18 protein-coding genes and 1 pseudogene are annotated in these 21,098 nt (G+C 38.1%); 14 read left to right on the forward strand and 5 right to left on the reverse strand.

What is annotated here, in order from left to right; all coding sequences use genetic code 11:
- Positions 1-91: 91 nt before the first annotated feature.
- The 6 genes from VIO64_RS08280 (at position 92) to mnmA (ending at position 5,029) form a co-directional block, all read left to right on the forward strand.
- The gene (locus VIO64_RS08280) at positions 92-1,450 is read left to right on the forward strand and encodes a replication-associated recombination protein A (protein WP_331917024.1); all 1,359 of its coding nucleotides are present in this window, start codon (positions 92-94) and stop codon (positions 1,448-1,450) included.
- A gap of 1 nt (position 1,451) precedes the next feature.
- Positions 1,452-1,628: a hypothetical protein gene (locus VIO64_RS08285; protein ID WP_331917026.1), complete on the forward strand. Its 177-nt coding sequence runs from the start codon at positions 1,452-1,454 to the stop codon at positions 1,626-1,628.
- A 114-nt stretch (positions 1,629-1,742) separates the two neighbouring features.
- Positions 1,743-2,192 carry an Rrf2 family transcriptional regulator gene (locus VIO64_RS08290; RefSeq protein ID WP_331917028.1) on the forward strand — a complete coding sequence of 150 codons (450 nt, stop codon included), beginning with the start codon at positions 1,743-1,745 and terminating at the stop codon, positions 2,190-2,192.
- 87 nt (positions 2,193-2,279) lie between these two features.
- Positions 2,280-3,470 (forward strand): cysteine desulfurase NifS, encoded by a 1,191-nt coding sequence (gene nifS / locus VIO64_RS08295; protein WP_331917030.1) that lies wholly within the window; start codon positions 2,280-2,282, stop codon positions 3,468-3,470.
- Complete coding sequence (gene nifU / locus VIO64_RS08300) at positions 3,463-3,921, forward strand: Fe-S cluster assembly scaffold protein NifU (protein ID WP_331917032.1); 459 nt, start codon at positions 3,463-3,465, stop codon at positions 3,919-3,921. The genes nifS and nifU overlap by 8 nt, the downstream gene beginning before the upstream one ends.
- A 28-nt stretch (positions 3,922-3,949) precedes the next feature.
- Positions 3,950-5,029 carry a tRNA 2-thiouridine(34) synthase MnmA gene (gene mnmA / locus VIO64_RS08305; protein WP_331917034.1) on the forward strand — a complete coding sequence of 360 codons (1,080 nt, stop codon included), beginning with the start codon at positions 3,950-3,952 and terminating at the stop codon, positions 5,027-5,029.
- Positions 5,030-5,046: 17 nt separating this feature from the next.
- Here mnmA and VIO64_RS08310 read toward each other — a convergent pair whose 3' ends face one another.
- From VIO64_RS08310 to VIO64_RS08320, 3 genes are all read right to left on the reverse strand, one after another.
- Entirely contained in the window at positions 5,047-5,853 is an 807-nt protein-coding gene (locus VIO64_RS08310; protein WP_331917036.1) for a histidinol-phosphatase HisJ family protein, read from the reverse strand.
- A gap of 85 nt (positions 5,854-5,938) precedes the next feature.
- Positions 5,939-6,988 carry a peptidylprolyl isomerase gene (locus tag VIO64_RS08315; RefSeq protein ID WP_331917038.1) on the reverse strand — a complete coding sequence of 350 codons (1,050 nt, stop codon included), beginning with the start codon at positions 6,986-6,988 and terminating at the stop codon, positions 5,939-5,941.
- Between the two features lie 376 nt (positions 6,989-7,364).
- Complete coding sequence (locus VIO64_RS08320; RefSeq protein ID WP_331917040.1) at positions 7,365-8,570, reverse strand: 3D domain-containing protein; 1,206 nt, start codon at positions 8,568-8,570, stop codon at positions 7,365-7,367.
- 423 nt (positions 8,571-8,993) lie between these two features.
- Between VIO64_RS08320 and VIO64_RS08325 the strand changes: the two genes are divergently transcribed.
- Positions 8,994-9,725, forward strand: coding sequence for a PilZ domain-containing protein (locus VIO64_RS08325; RefSeq protein ID WP_331917042.1), 732 nt, complete (start codon positions 8,994-8,996; stop codon positions 9,723-9,725).
- A 1-nt stretch (position 9,726) separates the two neighbouring features.
- On the opposite strand, the gene VIO64_RS08330 is transcribed toward VIO64_RS08325, so the two are convergent.
- Positions 9,727-10,638 (reverse strand): VanW family protein, encoded by a 912-nt coding sequence (locus VIO64_RS08330; protein WP_331917044.1) that lies wholly within the window; start codon positions 10,636-10,638, stop codon positions 9,727-9,729.
- A gap of 215 nt (positions 10,639-10,853) precedes the next feature.
- Here VIO64_RS08330 and VIO64_RS08335 point away from each other — a divergent pair, with 215 nt between their 5' ends.
- The 7 genes from VIO64_RS08335 (at position 10,854) to VIO64_RS08365 (ending at position 20,719) form a co-directional block, all read left to right on the forward strand.
- A complete protein-coding gene (locus tag VIO64_RS08335) occupies positions 10,854-11,462 on the forward strand; it encodes a superoxide dismutase (protein WP_331917046.1) in 609 nt (202 codons plus the stop codon).
- A 27-nt stretch (positions 11,463-11,489) separates the two neighbouring features.
- Positions 11,490-11,693, forward strand: coding sequence for a (2Fe-2S)-binding protein (locus tag VIO64_RS08340; RefSeq protein WP_331917048.1), 204 nt, complete (start codon positions 11,490-11,492; stop codon positions 11,691-11,693).
- A 228-nt stretch (positions 11,694-11,921) separates the two neighbouring features.
- Complete coding sequence (gene metH, locus VIO64_RS08345) at positions 11,922-15,569, forward strand: methionine synthase (RefSeq protein WP_331917050.1); 3,648 nt, start codon at positions 11,922-11,924, stop codon at positions 15,567-15,569.
- Positions 15,570-15,678: 109 nt separating this feature from the next.
- On the forward strand, positions 15,679-16,734 hold the full coding sequence (gene aroC / locus VIO64_RS08350; protein WP_331917052.1) for a chorismate synthase: 1,056 nt from the start codon (positions 15,679-15,681) through the stop codon (positions 16,732-16,734).
- Positions 16,735-16,768: 34 nt separating this feature from the next.
- Positions 16,769-18,469 (forward strand): biosynthetic-type acetolactate synthase large subunit, encoded by a 1,701-nt coding sequence (gene ilvB / locus VIO64_RS08355; protein ID WP_331917054.1) that lies wholly within the window; start codon positions 16,769-16,771, stop codon positions 18,467-18,469.
- A complete protein-coding gene (gene ilvN, locus VIO64_RS08360; RefSeq protein ID WP_331917065.1) occupies positions 18,466-18,771 on the forward strand; it encodes an acetolactate synthase small subunit in 306 nt (101 codons plus the stop codon). The genes ilvB and ilvN overlap by 4 nt, the downstream gene beginning before the upstream one ends.
- 385 nt (positions 18,772-19,156) lie before the next feature.
- Positions 19,157-20,719, forward strand: coding sequence for an arsenic transporter (locus VIO64_RS08365; RefSeq protein ID WP_331917056.1), 1,563 nt, complete (start codon positions 19,157-19,159; stop codon positions 20,717-20,719).
- A 177-nt stretch (positions 20,720-20,896) separates the two neighbouring features.
- Here the strand turns inward: VIO64_RS08365 and VIO64_RS08370 are convergent.
- Positions 20,897-21,098: pseudogene (locus VIO64_RS08370) on the reverse strand (hypothetical protein); the annotation flags it as partial.

Below are 21,098 nucleotides of genomic sequence, written 5' to 3' on the forward strand. Positions count from 1 at the left end.
CATAGAAATGTATTTCAAGACTCAGGGAGGAGTACCTGAGTCTTGTTAACGTCTGGGGAAATTCGGCGATTGAAGGAGGGGGGATATATCAATGGAAAACTCGAAAGATGATACAAAAGAAAATACAAGAGAAGATTCAAGAGATAAAAAGGAACCCCTTGCATACAGAATGTGCCCGAGGACTATAGACGAATTTTTCGGACAGGAAGAAATTGTAGGGCAAGGAAGGCTTCTATACAGAATGATCAAGGCAGACAGAATAGCTTCAATCATACTATACGGGCCACCTGGCACTGGGAAAACTTCTCTTGCAAGGATAATCGCATCTACCACAAAGTCCAGGTTTGAAAAACTTAATGCGGTAACCTCGGGAGTGGCAGATATTAAACGGATTGCATCAGATACCCAAAACCCTATATTGAATCCTAACGGAAAGACTGTTTTGTTTGTAGATGAGATTCACAGATTCAATAAATCACAGCAGGACGCGTTGCTGCCATATGTGGAAAACGGCACGATTGTGCTTATAGGTGCAACTACTGAAAATCCGTTCTTTGAAGTAAATAAAGCTTTGATATCAAGATCCTCCGTCTTTATGCTTAAGCCCCTTGGCGTTGAGAGCCTGAAGAGCATAATAAAAAATGCACTTAAGGACAAAGATCGAGGACTGGGTAATTATGATGTAAAATTGGATGATGATGCACTTGATTATCTGGCAGAAATAAGCAACGGTGATGCAAGAACAGCACTAAATTCCATAGAGCTGGCTGTGCTTACATCTGAGCTTGATGAAAACGGTATAATTCACATCAGTTTGGCAACAATTGAAGAGTGTGTGCAAAAAAAGCATATTACATTTGATAAATCAGGCGAAAGTCATTATGACAATATAAGTGCTTTTATAAAATCAATGAGGGGCAGTGACCCTGATGCGGCAGTTTTTTATCTAGCAAGGGCAATATATGCAGGTGAAGATCCTGTGTTTTTGGCAAGGAGGATAATAATATGTGCATCGGAGGATGTTGGAATGGCAAATCCATCTGCACTACAAGTAGCTGTTGCTGCTGCAGAGGCGGTGAGAATGATCGGTATGCCGGAAGCCAGAATTATCCTGGCACATGCGGCAGTCATGGTTGCTACAAGCCCTAAGTCCAATTCCAGTTACAAGGCTATCGGCAAAGCATTAAGTGATGTTTCTACGAAGCGGACAGGAGAGGTTCCAATGCACTTAAGGAATGCACCTGCTAATGGAATGAAGGATTTGGGATATGGTCAAGGCTACAGGTATGCACATGACTATCAGGGGAATATTGTTGATCAGGAATACCTGCCGAAGGAAATGAGGGGTACGGTCTATTATGAACCGACAGCCAATGGATATGAGGCAAGAATAAAGGAATGGCTTGACAGATGGAAAAACAGAAACAAGGATAAAAGGGAGGGTCTATAAAATGAAAAGAGTTGTTGCATGGCTTTTGCTGGCTGGATTTGTTCTATTATTGGTCAATATAGTCTTTATTCATCTATATATGGTTCAAAGTCTTACTGTATATGCAATTGTTGCACTGACATACTGGTTTCTTTTAAGAAAAGATTTTAACAGCAAAAAAAGAGATAGAGAAGAATGATCGCTTATCTGCGAGGCGTAAAATTTTATAAATGTATTGACTAATTATATCCAAAGTGCTAATCTAATTACGAGAAATCCAAGTAATATACTTGGAATTGGAGGGTGTTAAAATATGAAGCTATCTACAAAGGGGAGATATGGTGTTAAAGCCATGCTTGATCTTGCACTCCATAGCTCTGAAGGAAACATTTCTCTTAAAAGCATAGCGGAGAGACAGGAATTATCAGAAAACTATCTTGAGCAGCTTTTTGCATCCCTTCGGAAAGCAGGGCTTGTAAAAAGTATAAGGGGAGCACAAGGGGGGTACATACTTTCAGATAAACCTGACAAAATATCGGTAGGATCTGTATTAAGGGCATTAGAAGGTTCTCTTGCACCGGTAAGCTGTGTCAGTGGGGATAATGAATCTTCTTGTGACAGGTATGGCTTCTGCGTCACAAAAATGATATGGGAAAAAATGATGAATGGGGTAAATGAGGTAGTTGATTCCATATCTTTGCAGGACCTTATCAATGAGTACCACAGGCTTAATAAAAATGATGATATAATGTACTTTATCTGATAAGAGATTAATCACTTTTTATTAATGATGTTTAATAAATAATTATTTTGGGAAAACATAAACAATAACGGTTAAGGAGAAAATGCTATGGGAGAAAAACTTATATATATGGATCATGCTGCAACGACTTATGTTAAACCTGAGGTAGTTGAAGCTATGACTCCATTTTTTACTAATAGCTTCGGCAATGCTTCTTCCATATATACAATTGGAAGAGAGAGCAAAAAGGCGATAGAAGAGTCAAGAGAAAAGGTGGCTGATGCAATCGGTGCCCAGGCAAGAGAGATATTTTTTACGGGATCCGGGACCGAAGCAGACAATTGGGCTATCAAAGGCGTAGCATATGCAAATAAAGCTAGGGGAAACCACATTATAACGACAAGTATTGAACATCATGCTGTTCTTCATACATGCCAGTATCTCGAAAATGACGGCTTTGAGGTAACATATCTGCCTGTTGATGAGTTCGGGCTTGTGACACCCCAGCAGGTTGCCGATGCGATACGGCCAAACACCATACTTATAACAATAATGTTTGCAAATAACGAAATCGGAACTGTGCAGCCAATTGCAGAAATAGGGAAGATTGCAAGGGAAAAGGGAATATATTTCCACACTGATGCTGTTCAGGCCATTGGTAATATACATGTAAATGTAAAGGAAATGAATATTGATCTCATGTCAATTTCATCCCATAAGTTCTATGGGCCAAAGGGAGTAGGTGCACTCTATGTAAGAAAGGGAGTAAAGCTTGTTTCCTTTATACATGGGGGTGCCCAGGAGAGAGGAAGAAGAGCCAGTACAGAAAACATACCGGGTATCGTCGGATTTGGTAAGGCAATTGAGCTTGCAACGGCCAATCTTGATGAATACAATAAAAAGATTATGGCATTAAGGGATAGGACCATAGAAGAGGTAATGAAAAAAATACCTTTTGTAAAATTAAACGGACACAGGGAAAAGAGATTACCTGGAAACGTGAATTTTTCATTTGAATTTATTGAGGGGGAATCACTCTTATTGATGCTTGATATGAAAGGCATTGCGGCTTCAAGCGGTTCAGCATGTACTTCCGGATCTTTAGATCCTTCCCATGTCCTATTAGCTATAGGTTTACCGCATGAAATAGCACATGGGTCATTGAGACTTACCTATGGTGAGGAAAACACCAATGAAGATGTTGATAAGCTGCTGGAAGTACTGCCTGTTATTGTTGAAAGATTGAGAGAAATGTCACCATTATATGAAAATGTGAAGAGAGGTAATAAAAATGTATAGCGATAAAGTTATGGATCATTTTATGAACCCTAGAAATGTAGGGGAGATTGAAGATGCTGACGGAGTTGGTCAAGTAGGTAATGCTAAATGCGGAGACATAATGAAAATGTATCTTAAGATAGATAATGGTGTGATAGTAGATGCTAAATTCAAGACATTTGGGTGCGGTGCTGCTGTTGCAACCAGTAGTATGTCTACTGAGCTTGTTGTAGGAAAGACTATTGAAGAAGCCCTTCAGATCACAAACAAGGCTGTGGCTGAAGCGTTGGATGGACTTCCGCCTGCAAAGATGCACTGTTCAAATCTGGCAGAAGAAGCAATAAGGGCTGCTATTGAAGATTATAAGAGGAAAAACGGATTATTGGATGAATGTGATTCGGCTTCTGCTTGCGGAAGGCGTTGTGATGATATACATCATGATCACCACGAGCACGATGAAGACGACGAATGATATAATGGGAAAGGCAGCATAAGCTATAATGGATAAGAAAAAGGTAATGTTGGGTATGAGCGGCGGTGTTGACAGTTCTGTAGCAGCCGCTTGTCTTTTGGAAAAAGGATATGATGTAATAGGGGTTACCATGCAAATTTGGCCTGATATGGATGAGGACAGGCAAAAGAGCGAGGGCGGCTGTTGCTCTTTATCAGCGGTGGATGATGCGAGATGGGTAGCAAACAAGCTTGGAATACCATATTATGTTATGAACTTCAAAAGTGTTTTTGAAAAAAAGGTTATTGACTACTTTGTAAACGAATACATAAGCGGAAGGACTCCAAACCCATGTATTGCCTGCAATAGGCATGTAAAGTTTGAAGAAATGCTGGGGAAAGCCAAATCTATGGGAATAGACTATATAGCAACAGGTCACTATGCCAGGATTGAATATGACTCAGATAGAAAGAGATACCTTCTTAAAAAATCAGCTACAAGTGCAAAGGATCAAACCTATGCACTCTATACAATGACGCAGGATCAACTTGCTCATACTTTGATGCCGATAGGTGAATACACAAAGGATCAGGTCAGGGAAATGGCAAAGGAAATAGGCCTTGCTGTAGCCTCAAAGCCTGACAGCCAGGAAATATGCTTTGTTGAAGACAATGATTACGGTAGATTTATAGAAGAGAAGAACGGTACCAAAATCAAGCCAGGGAACTTTGTGGATATTGACGGAAATGTTTTAGGGAGGCACAAAGGGATTGTCCACTACACTGTAGGACAAAGGAAGGGACTTGGTATAGCATTTGGAAAGCCCATGTTTGTTGTGGGGATTGATACTAACAAAAACCAGGTTATATTAGGTGAGGGAAATCAGGTTTTCAGAGATTCGCTTACAGCATTTGACCTAAACTTTATTTCCATAGAAGGCCTTGACGGTGAGATGAGGGTAAGTGCAAAAATCAGGTATTCAGCAAAGGAAGCACCTGCTGTAATCAGCCCTTTAGAAGGCGGACGGGTCAAGGTTTTGTTTGACACTCCCCAAAGAGCTGTTACACCGGGCCAATCGGTTGTTTTCTATGATGGGGATACAGTTGTTGGCGGAGGAGTTATTGAATAAAAAGTTGGAAAAAATCGCTATGTGATTTTTTCCAATACAGGTTTTCTATTTTCATAATGTGCAATATAATTAAAGCCTATATCAGATAAGGCTTTTTTTATTTCAGCGAAATTCCAAGCGATATGCTCAGGTGTATGTGCATCAGAGCCTGTTGTGATAATTTCCCCTCCAAGCTCTCTATATCTTTTAATTATATCCAGGTCGGGGATAGGTGTTCCTAATGTGCGGTAGCCGGAGGTATTGATTTCAATTCCCTTGCCTTTTTCAATAACTCCCTTTAAAATGCTGTCCAATATGTCGCTATAATCATCATATTTTAGAGATTTGTCGTCATAATTGCAGTATCTCCTTATATAGCCGATATGCCCTATAACGTCAAAATCGTCAAAGTTGTTCAGTCCATTGAGAATTTCAGAGAGATACCTGTTAAATGCAGTCTTTTTGTCAGGATTGCACCTAAAGTATTCTCCGTAATAAGGATCAATCCCTCCTATAACATGTATTGAAGCGATAACAAAATCAAAGTCGTATTTTTTTACCACTTCACCTGTAGCATCAATTACATGAGGCTGCAAGCCTACCTCAATACCTTTTAGCACCTTTAAACGGGAAGAGAATGAGGATTTAAGGCCATCCATAGTCTTTGAGTACTCATCGAAATCAATTAGGAATTTGATGTCGAAGTTCGGATAATCTATGTCAAGATGATCTGTGAAGGCAATACCTGCCAAGCCTTTGTCAATAGCTGTGACGCAGGCAATATTTGTATCCGTTTCGCTGTCACCGGAAAATGAACTGTGAACGTGTGAATCAAACATTTTCATAAGCAAATCCTTTCTATGCAAGACTAAAAACAGTTTATCAAAAAATGGAACTACGTTTTGTAGTTCCATTTTGGTAACGTGTTATTTAGATTTGAACATTATCTATGGCAGCCTGATCTTTTGTAAGGCTGTATTCCTTTTCGGTTTTCCACTTATCAATCTTGGCCTTTATGCTCTCTGACTGAAGGGTTGCTCTAATATTTTCCTTTTCATTTTCGAAGTAGGTACCAGATTTGATAAACTTAATAATATGGTATCCATGTATGCTTTTAACCATTCCTATGTCGCCTTCTTTTACACTGGGGTTAAACGCAAAGTCTTCAAACTCTTGAACCATTTGATTCTTTCCAAAGGAATATTGTCCGTTCTTATCCTTTGAGCCCGGGTCTTCCGAATACTGCTTGACCAGAGCATCAAAGTCTTCACCTGCTTTTGCCTTGCTCAAAATATCATTTGCAAGCTTTTCTTTTTCTTTAAGCTTATCGGCTGGAAGCGGCTGATTTGTGGCTTGATCCTTAGTCATGACAAGCACATGTTTAACTGTTCTCATTTCAGTGTTATATTTAGGCTCGTCCTTACCATAGCGAGCCTTTATTTGTTCATCAGTGACGTTCATACCTTTGACTATATCACCAGCATATTTGTTATATGCAAGATAGTAGTCCTTATAAATTGCCTCGTATTCATCGATGGATACACTGAACTTTTCCTTTACCTTCTTGTCAGCATCCTCTCTCTTGCCGGCACCTTCCGACTGAATAAGCTCGTCAACAGTTGCTTTTATTTGGGTCAAGTCAGCTTCTTCCAATTTATACTTTTCTTTCTTTGCATTTATTAAAAGTATCTTTAACTCATGAAGCTTGTCAATAGCCTTATTTTTTGCTATCGTCTTACGTGGTTCATTTCCTTCCTTACCATCCCAGAACGCCTTCTTTGCTACTGCATCCTTATCTGCAACACCGCCTGTACCTTCCATATCCATCTTTACCAGTCCAAGAAAGAACTTGTACTCAGTTGATGTAACCTTTTCGTTTCCAACATCTGCAACAGAATCAGAAAGTTTTGAAGAGCATGCTGCAAGATTGAAAACAATCAGTAAACTCATTAAAACCAGAAAAACTCTTGATGACTTCATAAATTACCCCCGTTTTTAAATTTATATATCTATGATAGACACAATATTGTCAGTTGAATGATTAAAATATTATTTCGAAATTGCAAGCTTGTACAATAATAAGCTTTAAATATCTGTAAGCTTACAAATGATGAAAACTATATTTTATTTATTCCTGACATAATAAAAGTGATCAACCTTTACATTTGTCTGTCGTAAATCCTTACAGACCATACGCTTCGACAAATGTAAGATTAATTACACTTTTTGTATATTAAAAATGATAAATGCTTAACACTTTTAATATAGTTACATTATAAACGAAAAAATAATAATTAGAAATAGAAAAAGATAACTTTTTATATAATATTTAAAATTAGCTCTGCCTTAGAGCATATTAATCCAATACATATACATTAACAACCTGAACGCCGAATTTCCTAGCAAGGCTGTTAACTGTGCGATCTCCAGGGCTGTCTTCCCCAAAGAAGATATCAATTTTATTTCCTTTTATTTTACTTCCTGTATCTTCTGCAATATAAATCCCGTTTAAATTTTTATAAGCTTCAGGGAATGATATATATACCTTGCTTCTTAAAGGAATAATACTCGGGTCAACAGCAATGGTTCTACCTATTGTAGCTCTCGTTCCCGTTTTGGTAATCCCATAAGCAGGGTGGGAAGGACTTTTGCCGCAGCTTTTAACAGATAAATCATATGCGGTGGCCACCATTTGCATTTTTGTACTGCTGCTTTTTATGATGTCACTCGTATCCTCCCTTTGCTCGGCAGACCTTGAAATAATACTCTTTGGTGCTTTTGATGCAGCGTTTTTATTTGTTTTAGTACTTGAGTCAGCAGCTTTCTTTTTATTTTCAGAGGATAAAATGTTATTCAGGGCATTTTTATCAATTACCTTATTTTTAGCATTGTTTGTAGAATATATATCATAATAGCTGTAAAAATTATAATCTGACATAATTTGATTGTCAAATACAGGCTTTTTATTTTCAGTCAGCGGCCCAATCTCATTATCCAAGTTGACTGAAACAACCGATTTGCAATCTGCAGCAGTATATATTGCATCTGAACCTGTAGTTGTTGCAATATTATTGAATATCACAATAGAGCCAATAACAATAAAAACTGGCACAGGTATAATAAATTTGTGTTTTTTTACAAACAATAGTAAAACTGTCGGATCAATATCCTCTTTATATATTCTTCGAGATAAGTCCGATAGCTTCCCAAAATTAATTTTAGAGGGTATCAATCCCCTGTGATCTATGCTTTTAAGATAGGAAGTAGCTTCGGATACTGTATTGAAGCACTTCTTTTTGACAGTAATGCCAGCCTTTTTTAGCTTATGGATATAATCTAAAATTGAAGAAGTAGAATTATTCAAGCGGCTTAGAAAATTATCAAGGATACTTGAAGTCGATATTTCTTCTTCTGCACTCTTTAGTATATCCTCCAGGACGTCGGGACAACTTAAATTTGATATGTTTTCATTGCTTATAAATCTGGATAAATATTTGGTGCTTTTACTGTCGGCTGCATTTGAATTATTATTGCTATGAGTACTGCTAAATTCCTTATTCACTCGAAAACCTCCATAATACTAAGTGTTGGAATAATATTAGGGCATGAATGAAAAATTACTTCCGTTTTTGAGCGGGTGTTGACGAGTTAAGTCAACATATGAGCGAAATTTATAGCGGAAGTTATTTTTGACCATGACTAAACTTAATTTTTGGATATGTTTTCTTTTGTAAAAATTTTAAATATAATAAATATTATAAAACATATTTACCAGTTTTTAAAGTATTTTTTTCCTTGGAATTATTTTTTAAGGCCATAATGAAAAAATACTGTACAAATCGGACAAAACTGAACAAAGAAAGCTTATTGACCGTATCAGTACTCTTTGCTAAAATTATAATTATTAAAGATTAATTAGAGAATTCAAGGGATATTTTTGGGGATTGAACTTGAAATTGACATAGTGTTGTCAATGGGGGGCTTTATGTATAGCAGTTTTAATATTAGAATGAGTAAACTGTTTAAAAAAAAGGAAGATGACCTTCCTTTCAGACCTGGCACAGTTGTGAGTATTAAGCATGAGATTTTTCCGGAACCGGTTTTAAGTCTTGTACAGGAGACAGATGGGAAATATCTTTATATTGCTTATCCAAAAGAATTTAAAAGTTATAGTATTCAGTTGGGTGATCCCATTTGCTGCAGGATTAAAAATATTGACTGTGAATATTTGATAGAGAGCAGTATAAATAATATCAGCATTGTATATCCTGCATATTTACGGGTGTTTGTTGATAAATTTACTAGGTTTGATAATAAACGGGAAACCAAGCGGTATAATGTTGACATGTGTTCAAAAGTATCGGTTATAAGTGAAGATAATTGCATCATTAAAAATGATATAAAGCTGTATGTAAAGGATTTAAGCCTTGGAGGATTATATGGCATTATTCCTAAGAAAAATCTTGAAGGAATTAGCAACAGATATTCTCTGAATCTTAACTTAAATGCAGGTTTTGGCCAAAACATTAAATTTGATGCTGAGATAGTCAGAATAATAAATAGGGAACTATCCAATGAGGTTGGTATCAAAATTAAATACATTGACGATGAAAATAGCAAGATTCTAGAGTCTCTTATAAGAAAACTGGAAAGCGAAACGGGATCCAAGTTGGTCAAATATCTAGTGAATGGTGAAAGAATAAAGGTCTGTGATTAAATCACGGACCTTTTTCTATAATACAGGGGAAGGGTGAATAATTGCTTATACCCATTTCTTTATTTGTTACTGTTCCATCCTCCTGTTCGATAACAAGGGATGACTTGATAACGGCACCATCCATTCCATCAATCAATACTTTTTCATACCCTTTAGGCATTGAGGGGTTTACCTTATACACCCTTTGTGCCGGTGTTTTTTTCAATACCTCATGGCACCAGCTGATAGAGGGCGGCTCTTTTGTTCCGTAAAAGCCTATATACAGTATATTATCAATTCCCTGTGCCCAAATCATCACGTTGCTGTCTGAATCGTTTTTGAATTTTAAATCCTTATTCCCATAAGATACTGTTGCATCCTGGCCATAGGGAACATATGGCACTGGCATGCTGTGGTTATGTCTTTCTACAATCTTAAGGTTACTTAACACACAAACATTATAAAGGGTCGAGGCAATCTTGCAAACTCCGCCGCCTATGGTAGTCGTGAGTTTGGAGCCTATATAGGTGGGGCCCTTCTGAAATCCTCTTTCTTCAGTATAAGGACCTATGGTTCCGTTTTGAGAAAATATCTGTCCAGGCTGTAAAACCGTACCGCAGAGCATTCTAGCTGCCAGGTGAACATTGAATTCCTCACCCGGCAGCGGGTCCTTCAGTACTGTTCTGTATGCACCCATTAAAATGGGGGTATTATTAAGTTCCTTGGATTTTATAAATTCTAACTCAAAATCCCAGGGAAGATTTGTTTCTGGGCCTGATGCCAGAGGGGAATTGTTGTTTTGAGATACTATTATATCCTCAGTTTTTTCAATTTCCTCATTTGTGTATGACAAGTTCCCTATGTTTAAAAAACAAAATCCTACTACAACAAAAATACTAAAAATCTTAACAATAAATAAAATGTTTTTTTTCAAATTAATAACCACCCGGCTTGTGTTTTATTTGCAGATTAAAAGTGATTAATCTATAAATATAGTGTTTGTAATTTGCAAAAAAATATAAGCAGGATTTTGATTAGACATTAATTTAAAGGATATATATAAGTATAAACTTTATTATATTAAAAGTGATATAATCCTACGTTTTATTAATCATCATGACATGTCCGTAGGAGAAGGAGGATACAATTATGAAACATACTTTACCTGAATTACCATATTCATATGATGCTTTAGAACCTTATATAGATTCACAAACCATGACAATACACCACACAAAACACCATGCTGCATATGTCAATAATTTGAATGCTGCCTTGGAGAAATATCCGGAATATCAGGAAAGGACCCTTAAGGAACTATTGACATCCCTCGATTCACTTCCACAAGATGTATATTGGGCAGTTAGAAATAATGCAGGAGGACATTACAATCATACAATGTTTTGGAATACAATGGGTCAAAGTCAGGGAAGCGAACCTGAAGGAGTATTGAGAAAGAAAATTGAAGAAGCCTTTGGAAGCTTCGAAAACTTTAAGGATGTTTTTTCCAAAGCTGCTGTTTCCCGCTTTGGAAGCGGGTGGGCATGGCTTGTGGAAGATAAAGACGGCAAGTTCCAAGTGGTGTCAACTGCAAATCAAGACAACCCTTTATCTGATGGCTTTAAACCTGTTCTAGGCCTGGATGTCTGGGAGCATGCTTATTATCTGAAGTACAATAACAGGCGTCCCGACTATATCAGCGGATGGTGGAATGTTGTAGATTGGCAGAAGGTTGCGAAGATGTATGAGGAATCTTAAATATAAAGCTATTGGAGGATTTTAGAAATGACAGATATAAACCAGGAAATAATGGACAAATTGACCAAGGTTTGTTTGTGTAAAGTAGTTACCAGAGCTACAATGAAGAAGGTTATTAATGAAGGTGCCGATACCCTTGAAAAGGTGCAAAAAGCTACTGGTGCGGGTTCTGGCCCCTGTGGAGGAAGAAGATGCTCTCCTAAAATACTGGAACTGATTGAATCAAAATGAAAATTGGAAATAAATGAAAATAGACTTAAATTATAATAAATTTAAATTATAATAAATTTAAATTATAATAAACTTAAATTATAAATTATTCGTAAAACGCCTCTTAGACACTGGTATTAACTGTAGGTAAACGATACAAGCAGTTAAGTACCAGTGATTTTTTTATTGAATCAGACTTAATATAATGTTAAAATAGGTGTAATATCATTGAATTTAGGAGGCGGATAAATGAAGAAGGATATAAGAGAACTGTTAAAAGAGAGAATTTTAGTTTTGGATGGGGCTATGGGAACCTGCATCCAGGCATTGAAGCTTGAAGCCTCTGACTATACAGGAGAACGCTTTGCTGGTACCTCAAAATCCCAGAAGGGTAACAATGAGATGCTGAACCTAGTCAGGCCGGAAGTGATTAAAAAAATACACATGGATTATCTTGAGGCCGGTGCAGATATTATAGAGACCAATACATTTAATGCCAACAGGATCTCGCAGGCTGATTATGCCATGGAAAGGCTTGTTTATGAGCAAAATGTAGAAGGTGCAAGGCTGGCTAAAGAAGCTGCCGACGAATTTACCAAAAAGGATCCATCAAAACCCAGATTTGTGGCAGGCTCAATAGGCCCTACCAATAAAACGGCATCATTATCTCCTGATGTGGAGAACCCCGGGGTAAGAAACATTACCTTTGATGAGCTGGTAGATGCTTATGAAGAGCAGATCAGAGGGCTTGCTGAAGGGGGAGTGGACCTTCTTCTTATTGAGACAATATTTGATGCGTTAAATGCAAAAGCAGCCTTGTTTGCAGCAGACAATGTTGCAAACAGTACCGGAAAAAGAATACCCATCATGCTGTCAGGTACAATAGCAGATAAAAGCGGGAGAATCCTTTCGGGTATGACTTTGGAAGGGATTGTTAACTCTCTGAAGGGCCAGGATGTTATTAGCTTCGGGCTTAACTGCTCATTCGGAGCAAGGGACCTTGTGCCCTTTGTTAAGCAGCTTTCAAAAATTCAGGACCTTTTTATCAGCGTTCATCCCAACGCAGGTCTTCCTAACAGCCTGGGAGGATACGATGAACTTCCCGAACAGATGGCTGAGCTTGTAATGGATATGATTAAGGACTGCAGGGTTAACATAATCGGCGGCTGCTGCGGTACCACGCCAGCACATATAGGTGCTATTTATAAAGTTGTACGGGATATTAAACCAAAGCCGGTACAGGAGGTTGGTAAGGAAACAATCTTCAGCGGACTTGAGATCATAAAGGTAAATAGGGAAAACAATTTTATAAATATTGGTGAAAGAACCAATGTTGCAGGTTCTCTTAAGTTTGCAAGGCTTATTCGTGAGAAAAAGTATGAGGAAGCATTATCAATAGCTAGGGAGCAGGTTGAAAACGGGGCTCAGGTCATTGACGTCAATCTTGACGACGGAATGCTTGATGCAAAGAAGGAAATGGACTTCTTTTTAAAGCTTTTATCAAGTGAACCTCAGATTGCAAGGGTTCCGGTTATGATTGATTCATCAAAATGGGAGGTTCTTGAAACAGGCTTAAAGGCTATACAGGGTAAACCTATAGTAAATTCAATCAGTTTGAAGGCCGGGGAAGAGGAGTTTAAAAAACAGGCAGGACTTATTAAAAAATATAACGCGGCAGTAGTTGTAATGGCTTTTGATGAAGAGGGTCAGGCGGATACATTCGAGAGAAGGACTGCTATATGTAAAAGGGCTTATGAAATATTGGTCAATGAAGTTAATTTCCCGGCGGAGGATATAATCTTTGATCCAAATGTTCTTGCAATAGGGACTGGTATACAGGAGCACAACAACTACGCAGTTGACTTTATTAATGCAACAAGATGGATAAAGGAAAATCTTCCATATGCAAAGGTAAGCGGAGGAATAAGCAATATATCCTTCTCCTTCAGGGGGAACAACATTATAAGGGAGGCAATGCACTCGGTATTCCTATACCACGCCATAAAGGCAGGGTTGGATATGGGGATAGTAAATCCCGGAATGATTCAGGTTTATGACAATATAGATCCTGAGCTTTTGGAAAAGGTGGAAGACGTTGTATTAAACAGAAAAGAGGATGCAGCTGAGATTTTGTTGGAGTTTGCGACCGGCATCAAGGAGAAAGAAGACTCTAATGTATCAAAGAAGGTAGCATGGAGGGAAAAGCCTTATGCCGAAAGGCTTTCGTATTCTTTGGTGAAGGGTATTACAGAATATATTGAAGAGGATGTTGAAGAAGCGAGAAATAAATTTGAAAAAGCAATTGATGTTATTGAAGGTCCTTTGATGGATGGAATGAAGACTGTAGGGGAGCTTTTCGGAGAAGGAAAGATGTTTCTGCCTCAGGTGGTAAAAAGTGCCAGGGTTATGAAAAAGGCTGTAGGATACCTATTGCCTTATATAGAGAATGAGAAAAACAGCAGCTCTCAGAAAAATGCGGGAAAAATCCTTATTGCTACGGTAAAGGGAGATGTGCACGACATCGGTAAGAACATTGTTGGAGTGGTGCTTGCATGCAACAATTTTGAGGTTATAGATATGGGTGTAATGGTTCAGACTGAGGACATTATTAGAAGAGCAATAGAAGAGAATGTTGACATAATAGGTCTTAGCGGTCTTATAACACCGTCCCTTGAGGAAATGTGCCATGTAGCGGCAGAGATGGAAAAGCAAGGCCTTACCATACCTCTTATCGTTGGAGGAGCAACAACTTCCAAAATCCATACTGCAGTAAAGATAGATCCAAACTACTCCCATGGAGTAATACATTCCCTTGATGCTGCAAAGGGTGTAGAGATTTGTAAAAATCTCATGAATTTAAGTGAAAGAGAAGCTTACTTAAAGAGAATTAAGGCTGAATACCGGGAGATACGGGAAAGTTACAGCAAGGTGGAAAGAAAGCTTGTTTCAATTGAAGAAGCCAGGGAAAAGGCTGTTAAAATTGACATTAATCCTGAAGATATTAAGGTGCCGGAGTTTGTTGGAACAAAGGTTATTGATGGGATCAAGGTATCGAATATCAGAACATATATAGACTGGACATATTTCTTCGTTGCCTGGGACATGAATCACACATATCCGGAAATTTTAGAACATCCCAAATATGGAGAAGAAGCCAAAAAGCTTTATAAGGATGCCAACACCCTTCTAGATATGATGGAAAATGAAAACTGGCTTGAGTCCAAGGCCGTTATAGGGCTTTATCTGGCAAATTCAGTGGGAGACGATGTAGAGGTTTATTTGGATGAAGCAAGGACTGAGCCAATAGCCAGATTCAATTTTATGAGGCAGCAAGAGAGCAAGACAGGTGAATATTTATCTTTAAGTGATTTTATTGCATCAAAGGCATCAGGTGTTAAGGATTATATGGGTGCTTTTGCAGTAACATCAGGGCTTGGAGTATCAAAGAAGCATGAGGAACTTAAAAAACAAGGCGATGAGTATAATGCCATTATGCTCAAAGTTTTAGCTGACAGACTTGCGGAAGCACTGGCGGAAATGTTACATGAAAAGGTAAGAAAAGAGTATTGGGGATACTCGCCTTCTGAAAATTTTGGTTACAACGATCTTTTTAAGGGTAAGTATAGAGGTATACGGCCCGCAATAGGTTATCCATCATTAAAGGATCACTCGGAAAAGAGCCAGTTGTTCAAGCTGCTAAACGTCAAGGAAAACATAAATGTGGAATTGACAGAAAGCTTTATGATGGATCCCGTAGCAAGCGTATGCGGTCTGTACTTTGCACACCCCAAATCCAGGTATTTTGATCTTGGAAAGCTTGGGGAAGATCAATTTGAAGACTATGCTTTGAGAAAATCTTGCAATGTTGATTTTATAAAAAAGATGATTCGCAACTGATGATTTTTATGTTATTATAGATTAATATAAAAATGTAATTTAAATTTACATTATATAATATTTATTTTAATTTATTTACAGAGAAATATGAATAGATAGGAGATTGATTATGGCAGGAAACAGCTTTGGGCAAGCCTTTAGAATCACTACCTTCGGAGAATCCCACGGGGGAGCTGTAGGTGTGGTCATTGACGGTGTTACACCGGGGCTTGAGATTTCTGAATCGGAGATTCAGCAGGAAATGGACAGAAGGAAGCCGGGACAGTCCTCTGTAACTACTCCAAGACAAGAGGAAGACAAGGTTTCCATCATGGCAGGTATTTTTGAAGGAAAGGCCACAGGCACTCCGTTATTTATTGTACTCTACAATAAGGATGCAAGGCCTGAGGCGTACGACAGTATTAAGAGCCTTTATAGACCCGGCCATGCGGATATTACCTATGACAAAAAATATGGTATCCGCGATTATCGCGGAAGCGGCAGAGCTTCTGGAAGAGAAACTGCAGCCAGGGTTGCAGCAGGTGCCGTGGCCAGAAAGATGCTTAAAGAAAAGGGTGTGAAGGTAGTAGCATACACCCTTGAAGCAGCAGGTTATAGATGCAAAACATTTGATGAAAGCGTAATAGAGCAAAATCCTGTCAGGGCTTGTGACCCTGACACAGCAGCACTCATGACCAAAAGAATTGAGGAATTGGCTGAAATAGGTGACAGCTGCGGCGGGATAATAGAATGTAGAATAACAGGTGTCAAAGCTGGTCTTGGTGAACCGGTATTTGACAAAATGGATGCAGAGCTGGCAAAGGCAATGCTATCATTAGGTGCCGTAAAAGGCATAGAGTTTGGCAAAGGGTTCGAATGTGTGTCCATGCTTGGCAGTGAGCATAACGACTGGATGGATAAAAACGGATTTGTCAGCAACAATGCAGGAGGAATTTTAGGAGGTATCAGCACAGGTCAGGAGATTATTTTCAGGATTGCTGTGAAGCCGACTTCTTCCATATCGGTTCCGCAAAAAACCATAGATATAAATGGAAATGAAACAGATATTGTTACAAAGGGAAGGCATGATCCGTGTATATGCCCAAGAATAGTACCTGTGGTTGAAGCTATGGTGTACATAGTGCTTGCCGACCAGTATAAACGACAGGCTTCTATGATGGAATAAAAGATTATTTAAATACGACTATTTGGAGGTTAAAATGGCTGATACCAATAATGTTACTAAAAAAATAAATGGAGCCCAGCTCCTCATTAAACTTTTAGAGCATCAGGGGATAGACATAATTGCAGGTATACCAGGCGGTGCCAATTTGCCGATGTACGATGCTTTATATGGAAGCTCCATCAGGCATATTCTTGTGAGGCATGAACAGGCTGCAGGTTTTTTTGCCCAAGGTATTTCAAGGACAACAGGCAAGGCAGCGGTATGTTTTGCTACTTCAGGTCCTGGAGCAACCAATGCCCTTACAGCTATTGCCGATGCAAAGCTTGATTCCATACCTATGGTTGCAATAACCGGTCAGGTTCCCTACAGCCTTGTAGGAACTGATGCGTTTCAGGAGGTTGATACCTATGGATTGACGCTACCTATTACCAAGCACAACTTTCTTGTAAGGGATGTTAGGGAACTTCTAGAGGTTATACCTGAGGCTTTCAGGATTGCCGAAAGCGGACGACCCGGGCCTGTAGTTGTTGACATACCTAAGAATGTGCAGCTGCAATCTATCGAGCTTTCAGAGCTTCCGGAGATATTTAAGCCTCAGGAGGAAAAGATAGAAGATGCACATACTCTTAAGACAATAGAAGAAGCAGCAAAAATGATAAATGAATCAAAAAGGCCTGTTTTGTATATCGGTGGTGGAGTGATTAACTCTGAGGCCTCGGACATTATTACAGCTATTGCAGAAAAAAGCAACCTCCCTGTTACAAGTACCTTGATGGGGCTTGGGGCGGTTTCTCCTGAAAATCCGCTATATATAGGTATGATTGGAATGCACGGTGCAAGGTATACGAACTTCCTTTTACATGAGGCAGACCTTCTTATTGCACTTGGAGTTAGATTCGATGACAGGGCTACAGGTAAGGTTGAGGAATTTTGCCCCGATGCCTCAATAATACATTTTGATATTGATAATGCTGAAATAAATAAGGTAAAAAGAGCTGATATAAATATAGTTGGCGGTCTTAAGCCCATACTTGAAAAGCTTTTGCCTTCTATAAATAAGAATGACCGCATAGAATGGATCGGTAAGCTTAATGACTTAAAGGAAAAACATCCTTTTGTGATGCCGCCTGAATCGGATTTTTTCCATCCCCTTACTATTATTAAGGAATTGGGAAATATCCTTTCGGAGGATGATATTGTTGCCACCGATGTTGGTCAGCATCAGATGTGGACTGCTCAGGCTTATCCTGTAAGAAAACCCAGAACATTCCTGACATCCGGCGGGCTTGGTACCATGGGCTTCGGTTTACCGACTGCTATAGGAGCGGCTGTGGTAAATCCCGATAAAAAGGTTGTGTGTATCAGCGGTGATGGTTCGATACTTATGAATATTCAGGAATTGGCTACATTAGCTGACTTGCAGTCTGATTTGAAGGTTATTATTATGAATAACGGATATCTTGGTCTTGTAAGACAGCAGCAGGAAATGATATACAATAAGCATTACATTGCTTCCAAGTTTGATACAAGCCCTGATTTTGCCGCAATAGCCCAAGGATTTGGAATAAAGGGTGTTCGCATAGGTAAAGACGAAAATCCCCTTGATATAATAAGAAAGTGTATCAGTGAGCCAGGCCCATGCGTTATAGATGTTCCTGTAAAACCGGAGGAAAATGTTGTTCCTATCGTCCCTCCTGGAAAAGCCAATTATGAAATGATAGGAGGGGAACTATAATGGATAGCCAATACTGTGTTATTGAGTTAACAGTTAAAAATCACCCCGGAGTTATGTCCCACATAACCGGACTTTTTGCAAGAAGGGCTTTCAACCTTGAGGGTATCCTCTGCGGTCAGATTGGAAACAGTGAAAACAGCCGCATGTATCTTCTTGTAAAAAATGATGAAAGGCTTGAACAGATTGTAAAGCAGGTACAGAAACTTTATGATGTTATAGAGGTTTCAATCTGCAAAAGCTGTAAGCCTTCGGTGTTTTCAGATATATCTGATATAGTGAAAAACAGCTCATGTGAGTTATAAGACAACTTAAGGTATAGCGGAAGTTATTTTTTGATCGTGCATAATTATAATTTTAAAGAAGACAGAAGCAGGCGTCTTTACGACAGCCTGTTTTTTTATTGTCCAGGAAATTATGGTGTATGCCGCACCACAATTTCTCACGACAACAACCAAGGTTGCAAAATTGCAAGCGATTTTGTTATGTAGAGTTCACTAAATATTTATTTACATAACATGTTCAAATGAAAAAGTTTAATGGCTTTCAGCTAGCTGTATTAAGTGACATTTTAGGGGTTTTTTGAATATTATGTATATATATTAATTTTACCAAACTAGAGCTTATTTGATAAAGAATATATTTGTATTCTTTTGACATAGCTTACAGAAAAGCTTGAGGTGACAGACTATGCTATCAATTCTACTTATTTCCGCTATGGTGTTGATTTTTATAATGAGCATTGTATTTCTGGTTGATGACGGACCGCCGACACCAAGATATACTCTACATCATAAAGAAGAGATTCCTGATAAAAAGCGTAAAGAACATCCGAGACTTAAAGCTATACTCTTAGTATTATTAATCCAGCTATCCAGTGTAATGCCCTTCATAATAATTGGGTATACGGTTCTAGCTACAATAATGGTTTTTTTAGTTACAATTCTAATAATTTTTATTAGACCAAAAGGTTTAAATGAAGCTTATCCCGCTCTCATAGGTGCTTGCATAATTATTATAATGGGAGTTGTTTCATATACCAATATGGTGGATATAGTAGATAAGATTAGCGGAGCTTCTATAACAATTATTGCAACTATAGTTATGACAGTGGTTCTGGAGAGTTTTGGATTTTTTTACTGGGCAGCACTAACCCTTGCAAAGCTTTCCAAGGGTTCGGGTTACAGGCTTTTCTGGAATATTCAGATTTTATGTTTTTTAATGACATTGCTTTTTAATAATGACGGAAGCATACTTATAACAACACCTATTCTGATATTATTACTTAAAAACATGAAGCTTATGCCGCACCAGCAGATACCCTATCTCATAAGCGGAGCACTTATTGCAACAGCTTCAAGTGCTCCAATAGGTGTAAGCAATATTGTTAATCTTATTTCATTAAATATTGTAAACATATCTCTCTATGAACATACTGCTATGATGTTTGTTCCAGCCACAATAGGGCTGCTATTTATGTCGCTATGCCTTTTTCTTCTGCTAAAAAAGAGGCTGGTAAGGGTGCTTCCAGAACCAGATCATAAATGGGACGATAAATTCTTTGCTAAGAAATTTACTTTTGTAAATAGTAAAATATCATTTGAAAACAAGTCGGCCCGAACTCGTTTCATGTTTAAAATACTGCTTTTTGTCTTTAGCATTCGATGCTCACTGTTCATAGCATCATTCTTGAATATCCCAATATCAATAGTAGCTGTAGCAGGATCAATTGCGTTGTTAATTCTTAGGTGGCATTATTTTAGAATTGGTTTTTTTGATATATTGAGAAAAACTCCTTGGCATATTTTGTTGTTTGCTTTTTCCATGTATGTAATAATATTTGGTCTTAACAATATTGGAATGACTAATGAGCTTGTAAATTTAGCAAAGCCAATGGTTAAGGATAACCTTTTTAATGCCAATTTTATAATGGGTGTATTAATATCGGTATTTTCCAATATATTTAACAATCACCCTGCACTTATGGTTGGTACAATAACGCTTCAGGCAATGGAGCTTCCTATCTTAACCATGAAAACTGTTTACCTTGCGAATATTATCGGGAGCGATATAGGCTCATTGTTGCTCCCCATAGGGACCCTTGCATCTCTCATATGGATGAATATTTTAAAGGAAAATAATATAAAGATAAAATGGAAGGATTATATTGGAATCACTATCATTGTGATACCTATTACTTTAGTCTTTACATTGACATTGCTATATTTTTGGGTTCATATGGTATTTATTTAGTGAAAAATATAATAAAACGAAAGGAATATGTTTTGCAATAATTTGAAATGTAAAATGATTATTGCAAAACATATTATATACTCAAACTTCACAGCTAAATAAATTCTGAACCTTGAAAAATCAGAGCTTGTTCTATCTTCCGTAGAATTTCGGTAGCTTAGTTTTACTTCATTTTTCTCATCCTGCTGACTGTTTACCATGCTCTTCCACCTTTGAAATGCTATTAATAAGGATTGGGAGTAGTTTATATCCCTTAATACGATGAAAGGTTGATTCAACTTTCATAAATCCACAAGATAACCATCTAAGAACCTGTGACCCACTTTTCCAGTGTCTTACACGGCCTGTAATCACTCGTGCTGAACCTATTGCTGATTCA

This window comes from Pseudobacteroides sp., from assembly GCF_036567765.1.
In the GTDB taxonomy this organism is placed as follows: Bacteria; Bacillota; Clostridia; order Acetivibrionales; family DSM-2933; genus Pseudobacteroides.